At 65.2% G+C, this 17,479-nt stretch carries 17 protein-coding genes; 12 read left to right on the top strand and 5 right to left on the bottom strand.

The features are described 5' to 3' along the window. Window positions 1–34 precede the first annotated feature (34 nt). The 6 genes from rpsM to I6F38_RS11035 all read left to right on the top strand — a co-directional run bounded on the left by rpsM (window position 35) and on the right by I6F38_RS11035 (window position 4,070). Window positions 35–403, top strand: coding sequence for a 30S ribosomal protein S13 (gene rpsM, locus I6F38_RS11060; RefSeq protein ID WP_092082432.1), 369 nt, complete (start codon window positions 35–37; stop codon window positions 401–403). 114 nt (window positions 404–517) lie between these two features. Next, entirely contained in the window at window positions 518–907 is a 390-nt protein-coding gene (gene rpsK / locus I6F38_RS11055; RefSeq protein WP_006021048.1) for a 30S ribosomal protein S11, read from the top strand. Window positions 908–1,026: 119 nt separating this feature from the next. Next, the gene (locus I6F38_RS11050) at window positions 1,027–2,058 is read left to right on the top strand and encodes a DNA-directed RNA polymerase subunit alpha (protein WP_035631062.1); all 1,032 of its coding nucleotides are present in this window, start codon (window positions 1,027–1,029) and stop codon (window positions 2,056–2,058) included. Window positions 2,059–2,267: 209 nt separating this feature from the next. Beyond that, on the top strand, window positions 2,268–2,684 hold the full coding sequence (gene rplQ, locus I6F38_RS11045; RefSeq protein ID WP_016843769.1) for a 50S ribosomal protein L17: 417 nt from the start codon (window positions 2,268–2,270) through the stop codon (window positions 2,682–2,684). A gap of 288 nt (window positions 2,685–2,972) precedes the next feature. After that, window positions 2,973–3,767, top strand: coding sequence for an SDR family oxidoreductase (locus tag I6F38_RS11040; RefSeq protein WP_225160333.1), 795 nt, complete (start codon window positions 2,973–2,975; stop codon window positions 3,765–3,767). 6 nt (window positions 3,768–3,773) lie between these two features. Then, the gene (locus tag I6F38_RS11035) at window positions 3,774–4,070 is read left to right on the top strand and encodes a DUF1330 domain-containing protein (protein WP_225160332.1); all 297 of its coding nucleotides are present in this window, start codon (window positions 3,774–3,776) and stop codon (window positions 4,068–4,070) included. Here I6F38_RS11035 and I6F38_RS11030 read toward each other — a convergent pair whose 3' ends face one another. The 3 genes from I6F38_RS11030 to I6F38_RS11020 all read right to left on the bottom strand — a co-directional run bounded on the left by I6F38_RS11030 (window position 4,071) and on the right by I6F38_RS11020 (window position 7,535). Continuing rightward, window positions 4,071–5,198: a hypothetical protein gene (locus tag I6F38_RS11030; protein ID WP_225160331.1), complete on the bottom strand. Its 1,128-nt coding sequence runs from the start codon at window positions 5,196–5,198 to the stop codon at window positions 4,071–4,073. Window positions 5,199–5,251: 53 nt separating this feature from the next. Beyond that, on the bottom strand, window positions 5,252–6,331 hold the full coding sequence (locus I6F38_RS11025; RefSeq protein ID WP_225160330.1) for an ecdysteroid 22-kinase family protein: 1,080 nt from the start codon (window positions 6,329–6,331) through the stop codon (window positions 5,252–5,254). A 190-nt stretch (window positions 6,332–6,521) separates the two neighbouring features. Next, window positions 6,522–7,535, bottom strand: a complete 1,014-nt coding sequence (locus I6F38_RS11020) for a zinc-binding alcohol dehydrogenase family protein (protein WP_225160329.1) — start codon at window positions 7,533–7,535, stop codon at window positions 6,522–6,524. A gap of 117 nt (window positions 7,536–7,652) precedes the next feature. Between I6F38_RS11020 and I6F38_RS11015 the strand changes: the two genes are divergently transcribed. After that, entirely contained in the window at window positions 7,653–8,033 is a 381-nt protein-coding gene (locus I6F38_RS11015) for a helix-turn-helix domain-containing protein (RefSeq protein WP_057019538.1), read from the top strand. A gap of 339 nt (window positions 8,034–8,372) precedes the next feature. Here the strand turns inward: I6F38_RS11015 and I6F38_RS11010 are convergent, their stop codons facing one another. After that, a complete protein-coding gene (locus I6F38_RS11010; RefSeq protein WP_225160328.1) occupies window positions 8,373–9,971 on the bottom strand; it encodes an OprO/OprP family phosphate-selective porin in 1,599 nt (532 codons plus the stop codon). 345 nt (window positions 9,972–10,316) lie between these two features. Between I6F38_RS11010 and I6F38_RS11005 the strand changes: the two genes are divergently transcribed. Further along, window positions 10,317–11,675 carry a DegQ family serine endoprotease gene (locus tag I6F38_RS11005; protein WP_225160392.1) on the top strand — a complete coding sequence of 453 codons (1,359 nt, stop codon included), beginning with the start codon at window positions 10,317–10,319 and terminating at the stop codon, window positions 11,673–11,675. Then, complete coding sequence (locus tag I6F38_RS11000; protein WP_225160327.1) at window positions 11,672–13,006, top strand: replication-associated recombination protein A; 1,335 nt, start codon at window positions 11,672–11,674, stop codon at window positions 13,004–13,006. The genes I6F38_RS11005 and I6F38_RS11000 overlap by 4 nt, the downstream gene beginning before the upstream one ends. Window positions 13,007–13,288: 282 nt before the next feature. On the opposite strand, the gene I6F38_RS10995 is transcribed toward I6F38_RS11000, so the two are convergent. Next, on the bottom strand, window positions 13,289–14,206 hold the full coding sequence (locus tag I6F38_RS10995; protein ID WP_225160326.1) for an alpha/beta hydrolase: 918 nt from the start codon (window positions 14,204–14,206) through the stop codon (window positions 13,289–13,291). A 167-nt stretch (window positions 14,207–14,373) separates the two neighbouring features. On the opposite strand from I6F38_RS10995, the gene I6F38_RS10990 reads away from it, so the two are divergent. The 3 genes from I6F38_RS10990 (at window position 14,374) to I6F38_RS10980 (ending at window position 17,363) form a co-directional block, all read left to right on the top strand. Continuing rightward, a complete protein-coding gene (locus I6F38_RS10990) occupies window positions 14,374–15,642 on the top strand; it encodes an RluA family pseudouridine synthase (protein ID WP_225160325.1) in 1,269 nt (422 codons plus the stop codon). Between the two features lie 115 nt (window positions 15,643–15,757). Further along, complete coding sequence (locus tag I6F38_RS10985) at window positions 15,758–16,972, top strand: amidohydrolase family protein (RefSeq protein WP_225160324.1); 1,215 nt, start codon at window positions 15,758–15,760, stop codon at window positions 16,970–16,972. Between the two features lie 88 nt (window positions 16,973–17,060). Beyond that, a complete protein-coding gene (locus I6F38_RS10980) occupies window positions 17,061–17,363 on the top strand; it encodes a hypothetical protein (RefSeq protein WP_225160323.1) in 303 nt (100 codons plus the stop codon). Window positions 17,364–17,479 lie beyond the last annotated feature (116 nt).

The following is a 17,479-nucleotide window of genomic DNA, read 5'->3' as shown; positions in this document are numbered from 1 at the left end:
TATCCGTGATGGATCGGCGACAGGAGAGAAGTCCGTGGCCCGTATTGCCGGCGTCAACATTCCTACCAACAAGCGCGTCCTGATCGCGCTTCAGTACATCCATGGCATCGGCCAGAAGAACGCGGCCGACATCGTGGAGAAGGTCAAGATCCCGCTGGACCGTCGCGTCAACCAGTTGACCGACCAGGAAGTCCTGCAGATCCGCGAAGTGATCGACCGCGACTATCTGGTCGAGGGCGACCTCCGTCGTGAGGTCGGCATCAACATCAAGCGGCTGATGGACCTCGGCTGCTACCGCGGCCTGCGTCATCGCCGCGGTCTGCCGGTGCGCGGCCAGCGCACCCACACCAATGCGCGCACGCGCAAGGGGCCGGCCAAGGCGATCGCCGGCAAGAAGAAGTAAGTTTTGCGAATTGCAGGTGGGGAGTAGCGAATGGAAATTCGCTACTCGCCATTTGCGTTTTGAGGTGTAGCCGCTGGCACTACGGCGGCGTCGAGATCACAGGAAAGGTTTGAAATGGGCAAGGAAGCCACCCGCGTACGCCGCCGCGAACGCAAGAACATCGCCTCCGGCATCGCGCACGTGAATTCGTCGTTCAACAACACGACCATCACCATCACCGACGCGCAGGGCAACACCATTGCCTGGTCGTCGGCCGGCACCATGGGCTTCAAGGGCTCACGCAAGTCGACCCCCTATGCCGCGCAGGTCGCGGCGGAAGACGTCTCCAAGAAGGCGCAGGAACACGGCATGCGCACGCTTGAGGTTGAAGTGGCCGGCCCGGGTTCGGGCCGTGAGTCGGCGCTCCGTGCGCTGCAGGCTGCGGGCTTCACCGTCACCTCGATCCGCGACGTGACCACCATCCCGCACAATGGCTGCCGTCCGCGCAAGCGTCGGCGCGTTTGATCTGTAAGTCGCGGGCGGCCTCTGGCCGCCCTGCGATGGTTTTTGGAATTGACCGCGCGGACTGATCCGCGATCTCCAACGCCGGGTTCGGCCATTCGATTTGGCCCTGTGACCGGCAAATGGGTGAAACAGTGACGATCCAGAAAAATTGGCAAGAACTCATTCGACCGAACAAGCTGCAGGTGACGCCGGGCTCGGACGCGAGCCGGTTCGCCACCGTGGTCGCCGAACCGCTCGAGCGTGGCTTCGGCCAGACGCTCGGCAACGCGCTGCGCCGCATCCTGTTGTCCTCGCTGCAGGGCGCGGCGGTGCAGTCGGTGCATATCGACGGCGTGCTGCACGAGTTCTCCTCGATCGCCGGTGTCCGTGAAGACGTCACCGACATCGTCCTCAACATCAAGGACATCTCGATCAAGATGCAGGGCGAAGGCCCGAAGCGCATGGTCGTGAAGAAGCAGGGCCCGGGTGCCGTCACCGCCGGCGACATCCAGACCGTCGGCGATGTCACGGTGCTCAACCCCGACCTACAGCTCTGCACGCTGGACGACGGCGCCGAGATCCGCATGGAGTTCACGGTCACGACCGGCAAGGGCTATGTCGCCGCCGAGCGCAACCGTCCCGAGGATGCTCCGATCGGCCTGATCCCGGTCGACAGCCTGTTCTCGCCGGTCCGCAAGGTCTCCTACAAGGTCGAGAACACCCGTGAGGGCCAGATCCTCGACTACGACAAGCTGACCATGACGATCGAGACCAACGGCGCGATCACGCCGGAGGACGCGGTGGCCTACGCCGCGCGCATCCTGCAGGATCAGCTCAACGTGTTCGTCAACTTCGAAGAGCCGCGCAAGGAAGTCACGCAGGAGATCATCCCCGATCTCGCGTTCAACCCGGCGTTCCTCAAGAAGGTCGACGAGCTCGAGCTGTCGGTGCGTTCGGCAAACTGCCTGAAGAACGACAACATCGTCTACATCGGCGACCTCGTGCAGAAGTCGGAAGCCGAAATGCTCCGCACCCCGAACTTCGGCCGCAAGTCGCTGAACGAGATCAAGGAAGTGCTGGCCCAGATGGGTCTGCACCTCGGCATGGAAGTGCCGGGCTGGCCGCCGGAAAACATCGACGAGCTCGCCAAGCGCTTCGAGGATCACTACTGATCCGTTTTCACCGTCGTGGCCGGAAAACTTCCGGCCACGATTTTTTACCCAGCATGATCCCGGAAAAGTGCGGAGCGGTTTTCCGGCGAGGATCATGCTCAAAGAGATAGCAAAAGCGCGCTAAGGCGCTTTTGCGGGCGAACGCAGGATGCCCACCTGCAAAACTTGTCGCTGAACCACCGCGGCAGAATTGAAGAAGGAATAAGTCAATGCGTCACGGCAAGGTTCATCGGAAGCTCAACCGCACCGCCGAGCACCGGCGTGCGATGTTCGCCAACATGGCGGCCGCGCTGATCAAGCACGAGCAGATCGTCACCACGCTGCCGAAGGCCAAGGAGCTGCGGCCGATCGTCGAGAAGCTCGTCACCCTCGGCAAGAAGGGCGGCCTCGCCCTGCGCCGTCAGGCGATCTCGGAGCTGCGCGACGTCGACCAGGTCAAGAAGCTGTTCGACACGCTGGCGACCCGCTACAAGGACCGCCAGGGCGGCTACACCCGCATCATCAAGGCCGGCTTCCGCTACGGCGACAACGCGGCGATGGCCGTGATCGAGTTCGTCGACCGCGACGTCGACGCCAAGGGCCAGGACTCCGGTCCGGCCCAGGACAAGGAAGCCGAGGCGGCGTAAGCCCCGCCTAGGGTCAGTTTTGAAAGCGGCGCCTTCGGGCGCCGTTTTTATTTGGTGGCCACGTTCCATCCCCGTCGTCCTGGCGAAAGCCAGGACCCATTACCCCAAATCTAGATTGTTGCGCGACGCTGGGGCTCAAATCCTTCTCATAATCACCTGCGGTGGTAATGGATCCTGGCTTCCGCCAGGACGACGAGGTGTGTTCTATTTCCTCACGCATCGGTGAGATGCAATTGCGGCGCTCCATGCCGCGCCCGATATGTCCGTCGACATCAATGGAGATGACAGATGAAAATCGACCTTTCCGGAAAGACTGCACTGGTGACCGGCTCGACCGCGGGCATTGGCAATGCCATCGCAAGGGGGCTGGCCGAAACCGGCGCCGAGGTCGTCGTCAACGGCCGCGGTCAGGCCAAGGTCGATGCCGCGATTGCCGCGATCACGAAGGCAGTACCGGGCGCGAAGCTCCGCGGCATTGCCGCCGACGTGTCGAGCGCTGCCGGTTGCAAGGCGCTGCTCGCGGCGCTGCCGGACGTCGACATCCTCGTCAACAATGCCGGCATCTTCGAGCCGAAGCCGTTCTTCGACATTCCCGACGAGGATTGGAGCCGCTTCTACGAGGTCAACGTGATGTCGGGCGTGCGGCTGTCGCGCGGCTACATGCAGGGTATGCTGAAGCGCAACTGGGGCCGCATCGTCTTCATCTCCTCGGAGTCGGGCCTCAATATTCCGACCGAGATGATTCACTACGGCATGACCAAGACCGCGCAGCTTGCGATCGCGCGCGGTCTCGCCGAGCTGACCAAAGGCACCGCCGTGACCGTCAACTCGGTGCTGCCCGGACCGACCATGTCCGAGGGCGTCGAGACCTTCGTCAAGGATCTCGCCAAGCAGAACGGCCAATCGGTCGAGGAGGCGGCCTCCAACTTCGTCAAGCAGCACCGGCCGACCTCGCTGCTGCAGCGCTTTGCCAGCACTGAGGAGATCGCCAATCTCGTGGTCTATGTCTGCTCCAGGCAGGCGTCGGCGACCAACGGCGCCGCGCTGCGCGCCGAGGGCGGCATCGTCAACACGATCGCATGAGGCCGCATGCCGGCCTATGTGATCTCCGAAGTCGAGATGCGCGACGTCGCGGGGTTCGAGGCCTATCGGATGCTGGCGGCGAACACCATCGCACAATATGGCGGGCGCTACGTCGTGCGCGGCGGTACAGTCGAGGTGGTGGAGGGCGGTCCACCACCGAACGCGATCGTCATCGTCGAATTTCCGACCATGGCGCGCCTGCGCGAATGGTACGCGTCACCGGAATACGCCGAAGCGTTGAAGCTTCGCGCAACCGCGCTGGAGCGACGCCTGCTGTTCGTCGAGGGCGTGCCGCCGATCTAGCTATCCCTTCGCGCCGTCCAGGAATTCGCTGAAGCCGGCGGGACGGTAGGGGCCGAAGCAAATCTGCTCCAGCACGCCAATTGCCGTGTGGCCGCCCTGGCGGGCGCGGACCACCTGCTGCACGTGCACATTCTCGCGGGCCAGCGGATCCAGCGTCGATGGATCGAACGACTCGCCGCCGATCTCGAGCTCGCCCTTCCATATGCCCTGGCCCCATTGCGGATGGCCGTAGCCGAGGCCCTTCATCTGGAATTTGAGGATCGGGTCGAGCGCGATGGTCGTGGTGTGGCCGTCGATATCGACGAGGTCGATTTCAGCCGACTGCGCGAGCCGGGTGTGCGGCACGTATTTGACGCGATGCCGCGCGGTCGCCATGCGGCGGTCGAGGCCGTCGACCACGCCGGGAATCTCGGCCTCGCATCGGTAGAGCGGCGCGGTGATGCCCTCGCGGACCAGCGCCTCGCCCTGCGTCCCGTCGAAGAAGATCGCGTGCGAGATGTGGTCGTCCCAGACCAGCGGCGCCCAGAGGAAGAACACGCTCGGCGGCGGCATCGGCGCGCCTCCGACGTCGCGTTCGCCGACATTGCGCACGCCCCAGGAGCGATCCTTGATGCCGTAACAGGTGCGATCGTCGACCTTGATCCCGCCATCGGGGTGGCTGATGACACCGCTCCAGCGGCCGAACTGGTCGAACCGGGTCGAATCCATCGCGCGGCGGCCGCCCGACCAAAGCGTCTGGCGCGCTTCCTGGATCGCGGCGGTGCGCGCGGAGAAGGTCAGGTCGCAGGCAAGGCCCGTCGCATTGTCGTCGAGCACCACCCGGGTCCGCAGCATCGGCTCGAGCACTTCGAGCCTGAACGGACCGACCTGCATCTCGGTGCGCTCGATCGGGGCGCGCCGCGAACCGTAGAAGCAGTGCTGTCGTCCGCCGCGTTCCACGACGCTGAAGGCACAATCGAGGATCTTGCGGTGCGGGTAGATCGCAATGCCGATCCCGAAATAATACGCGCCGTCGGCGGTGTAGCCGTTGAACCAGGTCCGGTCATAGACATTGCGGTCGCTGGTCGAGGGAACCGCGATCGGCTCCGGCGTCTGGTGGATGGGGAAATCGTCCAGTTTGTTGAGCACGCCGATCCCTTTCGATGTCCTGACGCATTGTATCCACTTCGCTCGAAAGCGCGTCAGTCCTGCCAGTATGAAAAACTGTCGTGGTCCAGGGCTTGCGCGCAGGCGCCGCGGGTCATTTTCAGGAACAGCGCGTCGCCGCGCTCGGAGCGCTGGACGCTGAGCGCGGAGACGACGCCCATCATGATGCCATGCAGCGTGTAGCGCCGATAGTCCCGCCAGCAACGATCCCACTCATAGTCCCGCACGCCGCGCCGGATCAGTTCCGAATGATAGAACCGCACCAGGTCGGCCTCATGAAGCCGCCGTTCGGATGGATCGATGCCGGCCGAGAGGAAATAGGCGACGTCGACGATTCCCGGGCCCACTGTCAGTGTCTGCCAGTCCAGCGTCGCCATCGGATGGGTATTGCCGCGGACGTCGAACAGCATGTTGTCGAGCCGGAAATCCGCATGCTGGAGGGTTCGCGGCGCCGATCGATCGGACTGGTAGCGCAATAGCGCGTCCGGAAGCCGGTCGATCAGATCAAGGAATTCCGGCTCGATCACGCCGCGATATCGCTCCTTGTAGTGACCGATGATGCCGGGCAGCACCGCGCGAAGGTCTCTGCGCCGGCTTGCGGCCATCACGAAGCATTGCACCGCATCGAGGCTCGGGTCATTCCATCGCGGCGCATGCAACGCCGCGGCCTCGGTCATGGCCATCTGGCTGTCGGCGATCGAGCATCCGGCGAGCTGATCGCCCGGACGTGCGGGCGCGAGGTCCTCCAGGATCAGGGTGAAGTCGTCGGTCGCCGGATCGATTTCGGCAAGAATCGGCCGCGGGGTGTGAATGGCGACGGTCGCCGCCAGCTCGCGATAGAACGCGACCTCGCGGACGTAAAGCGTGTGCGCGGAACCGGAGCGGCGGCTGTCGGGATCTGCGGCCGGGAATTTGCCGACGACGCTCAAGGGAGCGTTCGGCTCGTCACCGTCATAGGTCAGACGAAATCGATAGCTGTCGCCGACGAGGCCATTGCCGACCGGCTTGCAGGCGAGATCGACGACCCTGACCTGGTCGATCACACCGGCTTCGCGCAGCGCCCGCGTCATCCACTCCGGATCGATCCGCGACGGATCGGCCGTGAGCAAATTCATCGGTTTCCTCCCATCCCCGTGGGCGTCACCACCGCTCCAGCTGCGTCCTGCGCGGCCGGATTGAGGACGGGGTGATCGTTGCGCAAATCATACAGGCGATGCCGTGGCTTTGGCAAAAGCCGCGGCGGGCCTGTGGGGATATCATGCCCGGGATGTTTCCCCGGGCATGAGGAAGCGGACGTGAGGAGCCTTACCAGCCTTCCAGCACGATCTTGCCGCGTGACTTGCCGCTTTCCAGCAAAGCGTGAGCGCGCTTGAGGTTGGCGGCGTTGATGGTACCGAAGGTCTGGTCGAGCGTGGTGCGCAGCACGCCCTTGTCGATCAGGTCGGCGACATCGTTGAGCAGATGATACTGCGCGATCATGTCGGGCGTCTGGAACGACGAGCGCGTGAACATCGATTCCCAGTGCACCGACACCGCCTTGCCCTTGAACGCGGCGACGTTGAATTCCGGCGGATCGTCGATCAGGCCGAACTTGCCCTGCGGCGCGATGAAGTCGGCGATCGACTTGTAGTGCTGGTCGGTGAAGGTGAGGCTGGCGACGAGGCCGACCGGCGGCAGCCTCAAGCTCTCGATCTGCTCCTTCATCGGCTGCGAGTGATCGATCACCGCATGGGCGCCGAGATCGCGGCACCACTTTTGCGACTCCGGCCGCGTTGCGGTCGCGACCACGGTCAGCCCGGTGAGGCGGCGCGCAAGCTGGATCAGGATCGAGCCGACACCGCCGGCGCCGCCGGTGATCAGAAGCGTGCGCGGGTCGAGGCTCTTGCCCGGCACCGCGCCGAGCCGGTCGAACAGCAGCTCCCACGCGGTGATCGAGGTCAGGGGCAGGGCGGCGGCCTGCGCGAAGGACAGCGACGCCGGCTTGTTGCCGACGATGCGTTCATCGACCAGATGAAATTCCGAATTGGTGCCCTGGCGCAGGATCGAGCCCGCGTAAAACACCTCGTCGCCGGGCTTGAAGAGCGAGACGTCGGGCCCGACCGCGTCGACCACGCCGGCCGCGTCGAAGCCGAGGATCTTGTATCCGCCGTCGGTCGGCGCCGCGCGCTTGCGCACCTTGTAGTCGACCGGATTGGCCGAGATGGCCTTCACCGCGACGCGGATGTCGCGCCCCTTCGGCTCGGGCTTGGCGATCTCGAAATCGACGAGCGAATCCGCCGCCTCGATCGGCAGCGATTTTTGGTATCCGACGGCCTTCATGCCTGGTCTCCGTGTGGGCGATTGCCTGCCGATTAACTGTCGCGCTGGCGTCCATTTGGCAAGTACTGTAAAAACAGGGAACTAGTCCCTGTTTGTATACTATTGGGAAAATACTGCATGAAACGGAAGAATTTCGCGCGCCGGCCGGGCTGCGCGGTCGAGGCGGCCCTCGACCTGATCGACGGCAAATGGAAGGGCGTGATCCTGTATCATTTGCAGGCCGGCACCCAGCGCTTCGGCGAGTTGCGGCGGCGGATGCCCGGCATCACCCAGCGCATGCTGACCAAGCAGCTGCGCGCGCTCGAGGACGATGGCCTCGTGATCCGCAAGGTCTATGCCGAGGTGCCGCCACGGGTCGAATACACGCTTTCCGAACTCGGCGAGAGTCTGCGCCCGGTGATCGATATTCTGAAAGCCTGGGGCGAGGGCCATCAGGAGCGGCTGTCCTGCGCGCCGGCGCCGGAGGTCATTGTGAAGAAGTCGAAGCGCGCGGCCTGAAAGCATGTTCGCGCGACGCGCTCCGCTTCACCTCGCCCCGCGTGCGGCAGGGCAATCGCATATGGAATGAACCGATTCTTCCGCACCGTCATGGCCGGGCTTGTCCCGGCCATCCACGTCTTTCTTCGCCTGGAAACAAAGACGTGGATGCCCGGGACAAGCCCGGGCATGACGAATTTGTGGAGCGACCGAGCTCATATGCGATAGCCCTGCCCGCAAGCGGGAGAGGGAACGCAGTTTCGATGCCGCTACGGCTCGATGATTTCAAGCATTTCAGAGCAACAAAAACGGCCGGAGCAATGCCTCGGCCGTTTGCCGTCGACGACAGATCAGCTCGCCTCAGAACGCAACCTGCGTACGCAGCGCGACCGCGTCGAACTTCGAGCCGACGTCCGCAGCCGAGGTCGCCGAGGCCTGCTTGGCGATATCGCCGTGCAGGTAGTTCAGCATGAAGCGGACGTTGTTGTTGACGTACCAGTTCAGCGCAGCGGTGTAGACGGTCTGCCGGCCGCCCGCGATGCCGACCGCCTGCGCGATCTGATCGTTGAGGTCCATCGTGCTGACGCGGCCGGCGATTTCCCAGGCGCCCCAGCCGCCGCCGGCGAGCGAGAACGGATCATGCGGCTTGATCCCGCTATAGGAGGCCGTTGCCGGATTGTAGGCGTGGTTCTCGCCGGTCAGCACGTAGCCGACCTGCGCGTAACCGCCGTCGAACTTCAGGCTCGGCGCGCCGAACGGCGGCAGTCCGGTGTTCGCGGAGCGATCGACATTGAACCAGTAATATTCGCCCTGCGCGATGAACGGGCCATAGGTCGCTGCCGCCTCGACGCCGTAGACCTGCGCGCCGGAGACATTGGCGATCGCACCGGTCGAGATCAGCGTCGTCGGATCGATGCGCAGCTCGGGCCGGTCGCTGAGCGTGAGCGTCTGCGCCTGCGTGAGCTGGTTGCGCGGCGGCTGCACCAGCCATTCCGCATCGGCGCCAATGTGCACCGAATAGTTCTTGCCGCTGATCGGATTGCCGGCGACGCGGATGACGCTGCCATACTGCTCGGACGTGCCGGCCGGCGAGGCGGAGGACGCGGAGTGGATGGCGCCCGACGTCGGTCCGGTGACATAGCCGCCGATCCAGAACTGGTCGTTCCACCAGCGGGTGCCGGCGGCCGAACGGAAGTCACCGGCGGCGATGTTCTGTGCGATGATGCCGACCGAGGCGCGCTCCATGAACAGGATGTCGTTGGAGCTGGTCGCTTCGTCGAGTGTCCACGGCACGTCCATGATGCCGCCTTCGATCGCCATCTTGCCGCCGAACGGCTTGAAGCCGGTGTAGCTCAGATACGCATTCTCGATGCCCGAGGTGCCGCCGCCGGGTAGCGATCCCGGCGCCGCGCCGCCGAAGCCGTCGGACGAGCCGCCGAAATCGTAGATCAGCGAGTAATTCCAGTCGCCGAAGAATTTGCCGACGATGCCGATGCGTGCGCGGCGGACGTTCTCGCCGCTGTCGAGCTTCTGCGGCGAGGTGCCTGCGGTGTTCGGACGATAGTCATAGCCGCCGACATCCCAGTGCACGCGGCTCGTGATCGCAACGCAGTTCTGTTCGTCGGCGGTGCAGATCGTCGGCCGGTTGTTCGGCATCGTCACCACGACGCCGGACGGCGCGACCGGGCCCTTCACCGGGATCGCGGCGTTGGCGGTCGCCACCCGCGCGGCCTTGGCATCCGCCGCCTTCGCATTGGCGTTTGCGCTGGCTGCGCTTGCGGTATTGGCGTTGGTCTGCTTCTGCAGTTTGTCGAGCTTCTGCTCGAGCATCTTCAGCTGCTGCTTCAGCAGCGCGATCTCCGCATCGCTGCCGCCTCCGGCCGATTGCGAATAGGCCGGCGAGGCGGCAAGCGCCCCTGCCAGGCCTATGGCGATTGCACTGACTTTTGTTGCACCCATTGTGCACCCCTGTTGTGTTTGAATTCCCCACTCACTCACTGAACGGTCCTAGGAGCGTATCGTGACTGACGCACGACAGTGCTTCCGGGCATCGCAGTTCCGCTTGTGGTCCGCAGGCAACAAGCGGAGCGGCGCAGTGAGATGACAGCCATCATAGAAGCTTGGCGGCGCGCTTCAACGCGGCCGCCGCGGGTTGTGCACCGGTACGGCGGGGGGCCAGTTATCCGGCCGGGCGCCCTTCAATTGCCCGGCGAACACGCCTATATTCCGGCGTTTCCACGAGAGGTGAGAATGCTCCGACCTGTCCGCTTTGCTGCCGTATCCGCTCTGTGCACGTTGGCCTTCATGGGGAATCTTTCCGCAGTCGCGGCCCAGGACCGCCGCGTGCCGTCCTCGCAGGCCGAGCTGCAATTGTCCTATGCGCCGATCGTGCAGCGGGTGCAGCCGGCGGTGGTCAATGTCTACGCCGCCAAGACCGTGCAGAACCGCAATCCATTTCTGGATGACCCGATTTTTCGCCGGTTCTTCGGCGTGCCGGGACAGCAGCCCGAGCAGATGCAGCGCTCGCTCGGCTCCGGCGTGATGGTCGATGGCTCTGGCCTCGTGGTCACAAACAATCACGTGATCGAGGGCGCCGATCAGGTGAAGGTCTCGCTCGCCGACAAGCGCGAATACGAGGCCGAGATCGTGCTGAAGGACAGCCGTACCGACCTCGCGGTGCTGCGCCTGAAGGACACCAACAAGGAGAAGTTCGCGACCCTCGACTTCGCCAATTCCGACCAGCTGCAGGTCGGTGACGTCGTGCTCGCGATCGGCAATCCGTTCGGCGTCGGCCAGACCGTGACGCACGGCATCATCTCGGCCCTAGCGCGCACTCAAGTCGGGATCACGGATTATCAATTCTTCATTCAGACCGACGCCGCGATCAATCCCGGCAATTCCGGCGGCGCGCTGGTCGACATGACCGGCCGGCTCGCCGGCATCAACACTGCGATCTTCTCGCGCTCCGGCGGTTCGCAGGGCATCGGCTTTGCGATCCCCGCCAACATGGTGCGCGTCGTGGTGGCCTCCGCCAAGAGCGGCGGCAAGAATGTGAAGCGGCCATGGCTCGGCGCGCGGCTGCAGGCGGTGACGCCGGAGATTGCCGAGACGCTCGGGCTGAAGCTGCCGTCTGGCGCGCTGGTCGCCAACGTCGCGCCGAACAGCCCGGCGGCGAAGGCGGGCTTGAAGCTCTCCGACCTGATCGTCGGGATCGACGGCACGCCGATCGACGATCCCAACGCGTTCGACTACCGCTTCGCGACCCGTCCGCTCGGCGGCAACGCGGAGATCGAGGTGCAGCGCGCCGGCAAGCCGGTGAAGCTCACCATACCGCTGGAGACCGCGCCCGACACCAACCGCGACGAGATCGTGCTGACCGCGCGCTCGCCGTTCCAGGGCGCGAGGGTCGCCAACATCTCGCCGGCGCTGGCCGACGAACTGCATCTCGACGCCGGTGCCGAGGGCGTGGTGGTGACTGATCTCGCCGGTGACGGCACCGCGGCCAATGTCGGCTTCCAGAAGGGCGACATCATCCTCGCGGTCAATAACGAGAAGATCGTGCGGACCAGCGACCTCGAGAAGGCATCGAAGACGGGGACGCGGGTCTGGCGCATCACGCTGGTGCGCGGCGGCCAGCAGATCAACGTGACGCTCGGCGGATGAGCCCCAAGCAACCGCGAGAGGCCGGCAACCTGTTCGCCGCGGCGGGGATGGAGCAGGACGCCCCACACCCTCTGCCGGACCGGCTGCGCCCGCGCACGCTGGCCGATGTCGTCGGCCAGGATCACATCCTCGGCCCCGACGGCGCGCTGACGCGGATGCTGGAGACGCGCACGCTGGGCTCGCTGGTGTTCTGGGGACCGCCCGGCACCGGCAAGACTACCGTGGCGCGGCTTCTGGCCGACGCCACCGAGCTGCATTTCGAGCAGATCTCCGCGGTGTTCTCCGGCGTCGCCGATCTCAAGAAGGCGTTCGATGCTGCGCGTGCCCGTCGCGAGACCGGCAAGGGCACGCTGCTGTTCGTCGACGAGGTGCATCGTTTCAACCGCGCGCAGCAGGATTCCTTCCTGCCCGTGATGGAGGACGGCACGGTGGTGCTGGTCGGCGCCACCACGGAGAACCCGTCCTTCGAGCTCAACGCGGCGCTTTTGTCGCGCGCCCGCGTGCTGGTGTTTCACTCGCTCGATACGGCGGCGATCGAGAAACTGTTCGCCAATGCCGAGAAGATCGAGGGCAAGCAGCTGCCGCTCGATGCCGAAGCCCGCGCCGTGCTAGTGCGGATGGCCGATGGCGACGGCCGCGCCTCGCTGACATTGGCCGAAGAGGTCTGGCGCGCCGCCCGCAAGGGCGAGGTGTTCAACGCCGAGCAGTTGCAGGCCATCCTGCAGCGCCGCGCGCCGATCTACGACAAATCGGCCGACGGCCATTACAACCTGATCTCGGCGCTGCACAAGTCAGTGCGCGGCTCCGATCCGGATGCGGCGCTGTATTATCTCGCACGCATGCTCGATGCCGGCGAGGACCCGCTGTTCCTGGCGCGGCGCGTGGTGCGCATGGCGGTCGAGGATATCGGCCTTGCCGATCCGCAGGCGCTGGCGGTGTGCAACGCCGCCAAGGATGCTTACGATTTCCTCGGCTCGCCGGAGGGTGAGCTCGCGATCGCACAGGCCGTGGTCTATCTCGCCACCGCACCGAAATCGAACGCGGTCTACACCGCATTCGGCGCGGCGATGCAGACTGCGAAGCAGGGCGGCTCGCTGCTGCCGCCCAAGCACATTCTGAATTCGCCGACCAAGCTGATGAAGTCGGAGGGCTACGGCTCCGGCTATCAATATGATCACGACATGCCGGACGCATTCTCCGGCCAGGACTATTTCCCGGAAGCGCTGGGCCGCCAGACCTTCTACGATCCGCCCGACCGCGGCTTCGAACGCGAGATCCGCAAGCGGCTGGATTACTGGCAGCGGCTGCGCAAGGAACGGGGCGGGAGCTAGGGCAAGACGAGATTGGGCCGCGGCCGCGAATAGCGCGCGTTCCCGTTTCCACCTGCGGCGTGGAAGCGTCGGTTGCGGAGGCTCGCCAATGCCATATGCAACACCTTCGGGCGAGGAATACTTGCGTAACTTCGGAATATTAGAAATATATTCCTGATTTGCCCGACGTGTCAAGTTGCTTGGTGCCACGCCGATCGCCGCCGGCTCCTTTGCATGGGGTTGTTCTCGATATTTTGCCAGCGCCCGCTGCAACGGCCCATAACCTCATATTGCGCTGGCGTGTCACTTGACGCTCTTCACGAACTCCAGGATCTCGTCCGTCAGCCGCGTGTCCGGCGTGTTGATCGCATAGACCTCCGACATGTGGCTGTGCTGCGGCAGCATGAAGCTGCGGGCGCAGCCGCTCGGCCGCTTGCAGCTGGCCTGCTTCATGAGCTCGAACTGCTCGACGAAGCGCGGCGGATCGAGCTCGGCTGCGGTGATCAGGAACGGGATCGGGCTCGCGACCAGCCCTTGCAGCGAGGAGCGTTCGGCATAGCGCGAGGGGTCGGAGCCGTAATAGGCGAGCTCGGCGTCACCGGCCGGCGAGGCCGTCAGATCATAGATGCCCGACACCATGATCGCGCCGGCGAGGCCGCCGCCCTTCACCTTGTGAAATTCGCCATGGGAGACATAGCTCGCGACATGGATCGCGCCGGCCGATTGGCCCATCAGGAAGATGCGCCTGGGCTCGCCGCCGCGGGAGGCGATGTTTTCCGCAACCCACTGCACGATCGCACCGATGTCCTCCGGGCCTGCCGGCCACGGAAAGGCCGGCGCCAGGCGATAGGTGGCATTGACGCCGACGAAGCCGTTCTTGACCGCCCACAGCATGATGTTGTCGTAGAACGGGCTGCCGGGCGCGCGCTTGTTGCCCGCGACGAAGCCCCCGCCATGGATGTAGATCAGCACGGGTCGTGCGGGCGCCGCCGTCTCCGGCGTGAACACGTCGAGCAGATGCCGGTCGGCGGGGCCGTATTTGAGGTCGCGCTCGACCTTGACGCCCTGATAGGGCTCCTTCTGTTGCAGCGGCGCGTAGAGTGCAGCGGTCTTGGGTGGGTCGATGACGCGGCCGAGTTCCAGGAGCTTCCAGGCCAGATCTTCCGGCATCGCGGCTTCGGGCATCGGGCTTTGCTGGGCGAGCGCAGGGTCCGTGAGCATCAGGGCCGCCGCCAAAGCCGATATCGCCAGTCTCATTCCAGGGCCCCCGTCGATTGCCGTATGCGGCCGAACATGGCCGATGTTGCACCGGATTCACACCGATTTCGCCGTGACGATTCGCGGCATTTGCGCTAGGCACAATGCAGGTCTGGAGCCGAAAAATCACCATGAGCCGCCGCATCAAGAGAACTACATCGCCGGGCGACCGCGCCAAAGGGCGCGACAAGGGCCGCGACCGGGACCGCGCCGGCGATCGCGGCAAGAGCGGATCGGCGCCGCGCGGCCGCAAGCCGGACGATCGCAAGTTCGGTGAGCGCAAGTCCGGTGAGCGTCCGTTCGCGCATCGTGCGGCCGGAAAGCCGCCGCGCCTTGCCGAGTCGCGTCGCGACCGGCAGGACCGGGCTGAGCCCGCCGCTACGAAGCCCGCGGCCGAGCAGCCGCTGCCGACCAAGGTGCAGACCGTCGTCGTCACCGCCGACGAGAACGGCATGCGCGTCGACCGTTTCCTCGAGGCACGCTTTCCCGGCCTGTCGTTCTCCCACATCCAGCGCATCGTCCGGAAGGGCGAGCTCAGGGTCAACGGCAAGCGCGCCGATTCCAAGGACCGGCTGGAGGAGGGCCAGAGCGTGCGCATCCCGCCGCTGCGGCTCGATACGCCGAAGACATCAGGCACGCTCTCCGAGGCCGAGGCGAAGACGCTGCAGGCGCTGAAGGACATGACGCTGTACGAGGACGACGACGTGCTGGTGCTGAACAAGCCGGCCGGTCTCGCCGTGCAGGGCGGCTCCGGCATGACGCGCCATGTCGACCAGATGCTCGAGGTGATGCGCGACGCCAAGGGGCAGAAGCCGCGGCTGGTGCATCGGCTCGACCGGGAGACCTCCGGCTGCCTCTTGGTCGCCAAGACGCGTTTCGCCGCCACGCACCTCACCGGCGCATTCCGCCATCGCTCCGCGCGCAAGATCTACTGGGCGCTGGTCGCCGGTGTGCCGAAACCCAAGCAGGGCCGCATCTCGACCTATCTCGCCAAGGAGGAGAGCGAGGAGGACAGCATCATGCGGATCGCCGAGCATGGTGACGAGGGCGCGAGCCACGCGGTGACCTATTACGCCGTGGTCGAGACCTCGGCCACCAAGCTCGCCTGGGTGTCGCTCAAGCCGGTGACCGGCCGCACCCATCAATTGCGCGCCCATATGGCGCATATCGATCATGCCATCGTCGGCGATCCGAAATACTTCAACAAGGAGAACTGGCAGCTGCCCGGCGGCTTGCAGAACCGGCTGCATCTGCTCGCCCGCCGTATCGTGATTCCGCACCCGCGCGGCGGCGTGATCGATGCCACCGCGCCGCTGCCGCCGCACATGCTGCAATCCTGGAATCTGCTCGGGCTCGAGGCCGACCGCTTCGACCCGATCGAGAACGCGCCCGAGGAGTGACGGGCGGGGCGCGGCCTCCAATATCCGGCGCGGACAGCAACAACGATCAAACGGCTCCGCGCCTTGCGGCTATCTTCGCGCGCCGGCCTTTGCCGGCCTGCAACGGAGACTCTCCATGATCGGCACCTGGCTGCGCATCGCGCTTTTCCTGATCGGCTCGGCTGTCGCCGCGGTGACGGCACAGGCCGAGACCATCGTGCTTCGCGGCGGCACGCTCTACGCGTCGGCCGATGCGCAAGCGCTGCCGAATGCGGTGGTCGTGATGACCGACGGCGTCATCAGCGCTGTCGGCAAGTCCGGCGACATCCAAGCGCCGCCGGATGCCCGCGTGATCGATTGCAGCGGCAAGACCATCGTCGCCGGCTTCTGGAACAGCCATGTCCATTTCACGCAAAAAGTCTGGCGCAATTCCGGCGCAGCGCCGGCCGCGGCGCTGACGCAGCACATGCAGGAGATGCTGGCGCGCTGGGGCTTTACCACGGTCTGGGATCTCGGCTCCGATCCGAGCGACACGTTGCCGCTGCGCAAGCGCATCGTCGCGGGCGAAGTCGCCGGCCCCAACATCCTGCTTGCCGGCAACATCTTCCCGAAGGGCGGGCACCCCGTTTACATCCCGCGTGAAGTGCAGCTTCCTGAAGTTGCAACGCCGGAGGAGGCCACGAAATGGGCGCGCGACTGGCTCGGCATGGGTGAGGACGGTATCAAGCTGTTCACCGGCGCGTTCATGGGGGACAAGCCCGTCGTCAACATGGACCCTGCAATCGCCAGAGCGGCTGTCGACGTCGCGCATGCGCAGGGCAGGCCGGTGTTCGCGCATCCGCAGAACAAGGTCGGCGTCGAGACGGTGATCGAGTCCGGCGTCGACGTGCTCGCGCACACCACGCCCGGCGAACCCAGCTACACCGCGGATCAGCTGGCGCGGTTCAAGGCACAGGGGACTGCGCTCGTTCCCACATTGTCGCTGTTCACCACCGTTGTGCTCGATCCCAACGTCACCAACCGTCTGGTGGCTTCGACCGTCAACCAGCTCAAGCAGTTTTCGGAGAATGGCGGCACGGTGCTGTTCGGCACCGATGTCGGTTTCACCACGCTGTACGACACCACGCAGGAATTTCAGCTGATGCACCGCGTGTTGTCGGAGCGGCAGGTGCTGGCCTCGCTGACGACCAATCCGGCGCGGTTCTTCAGGGCCGCGAAGAAGGGACGGGTGGAGCAGGGCTTCGACGCCGATCTCGTGGTGCTCGACGGCGATCCGCTCGGCGATGTCGGCAATCTTGCGAAAGTGAGCAGCACCATCCGTGCCGGTCACGTAATCTACCAGAAGCCGTAACGATGGCGGGGAACTCGCATTTCGGGGGCAGCATTGACGCTTGGTGCGTTCACTTGAACCGTTGCTGCCGCGTCACGACATATAGGCTATGAAGCGATCCCTGATTGTTGCCGGCATTCTGCTCTGGGCCATCGGCGCGGCCAGCGCGCAAATCCTTGCGCCCGGCCGCTCGACGTGGGATCCGCCGGTCCCTCAACCCCCACCGCCGCCGCGGATCGAGGTGCCCGCCATCCCCAGGATGGACGCGCCGACGCAGCCGAGCCTGCGCTCGCGGCCGCGCAGCTCGTTCGGCGACCGCGTCAGCCGGTGCCTCGACGAGGCCGCCGCCGCGGGCCTGAACCAGGCCGAGCGTGCCGCTTATTCGCGATCCTGCGCCAACCACCGGGATTAGGGCAGGGCGTGGTCTGCTAGACAAGCCTTGCTGACGCATGGACGGAATTGTCGTCGCGCCGGTGCGAGTTCGAACGGGCAAGCGGCATCGGCCGGCGGAGGCGCGGCGATCCGGTT

This window comes from Bradyrhizobium sp. BRP56 (assembly GCF_020194035.1).
GTDB classification, from domain to species: Bacteria; Pseudomonadota; Alphaproteobacteria; order Rhizobiales; family Xanthobacteraceae; genus Bradyrhizobium; species Bradyrhizobium australafricanum.
This window is presented reverse-complemented; position numbering and strand designations above follow the sequence as displayed.

Bases quoted from the DNA above. Each gene is read 5' to 3' on its own strand.
- rpsK (WP_006021048.1), top strand. From the start codon at position 518: ATGGGCAAGGAAGCCACCCGCGTACGCCGCCGCGAACGCAAGAACATC.
- I6F38_RS11050 (WP_035631062.1), top strand. From the start codon at position 1,027: ATGGGTGAAACAGTGACGATCCAGAAAAATTGGCAAGAACTCATTCGA.
- rplQ (WP_016843769.1), top strand. From the start codon at position 2,268: ATGCGTCACGGCAAGGTTCATCGGAAGCTCAACCGCACCGCCGAGCAC.
- I6F38_RS11040 (WP_225160333.1), top strand. From the start codon at position 2,973: ATGAAAATCGACCTTTCCGGAAAGACTGCACTGGTGACCGGCTCGACC.
- I6F38_RS11035 (WP_225160332.1), top strand. From the start codon at position 3,774: ATGCCGGCCTATGTGATCTCCGAAGTCGAGATGCGCGACGTCGCGGGG.
- I6F38_RS11025 (WP_225160330.1), bottom strand. From the start codon at position 6,331: ATGAATTTGCTCACGGCCGATCCGTCGCGGATCGATCCGGAGTGGATG.
- I6F38_RS11020 (WP_225160329.1), bottom strand. From the start codon at position 7,535: ATGAAGGCCGTCGGATACCAAAAATCGCTGCCGATCGAGGCGGCGGAT.
- I6F38_RS11015 (WP_057019538.1), top strand. From the start codon at position 7,653: ATGAAACGGAAGAATTTCGCGCGCCGGCCGGGCTGCGCGGTCGAGGCG.
- I6F38_RS11010 (WP_225160328.1), bottom strand. From the start codon at position 9,971: ATGGGTGCAACAAAAGTCAGTGCAATCGCCATAGGCCTGGCAGGGGCG.
- I6F38_RS11005 (WP_225160392.1), top strand. From the start codon at position 10,317: ATGGGGAATCTTTCCGCAGTCGCGGCCCAGGACCGCCGCGTGCCGTCC.
- I6F38_RS11000 (WP_225160327.1), top strand. From the start codon at position 11,672: ATGAGCCCCAAGCAACCGCGAGAGGCCGGCAACCTGTTCGCCGCGGCG.
- I6F38_RS10995 (WP_225160326.1), bottom strand. From the start codon at position 14,206: ATGCTCACGGACCCTGCGCTCGCCCAGCAAAGCCCGATGCCCGAAGCC.
- I6F38_RS10990 (WP_225160325.1), top strand. From the start codon at position 14,374: ATGAGCCGCCGCATCAAGAGAACTACATCGCCGGGCGACCGCGCCAAA.
- I6F38_RS10985 (WP_225160324.1), top strand. From the start codon at position 15,758: ATGATCGGCACCTGGCTGCGCATCGCGCTTTTCCTGATCGGCTCGGCT.
- I6F38_RS10980 (WP_225160323.1), top strand. From the start codon at position 17,061: ATGAAGCGATCCCTGATTGTTGCCGGCATTCTGCTCTGGGCCATCGGC.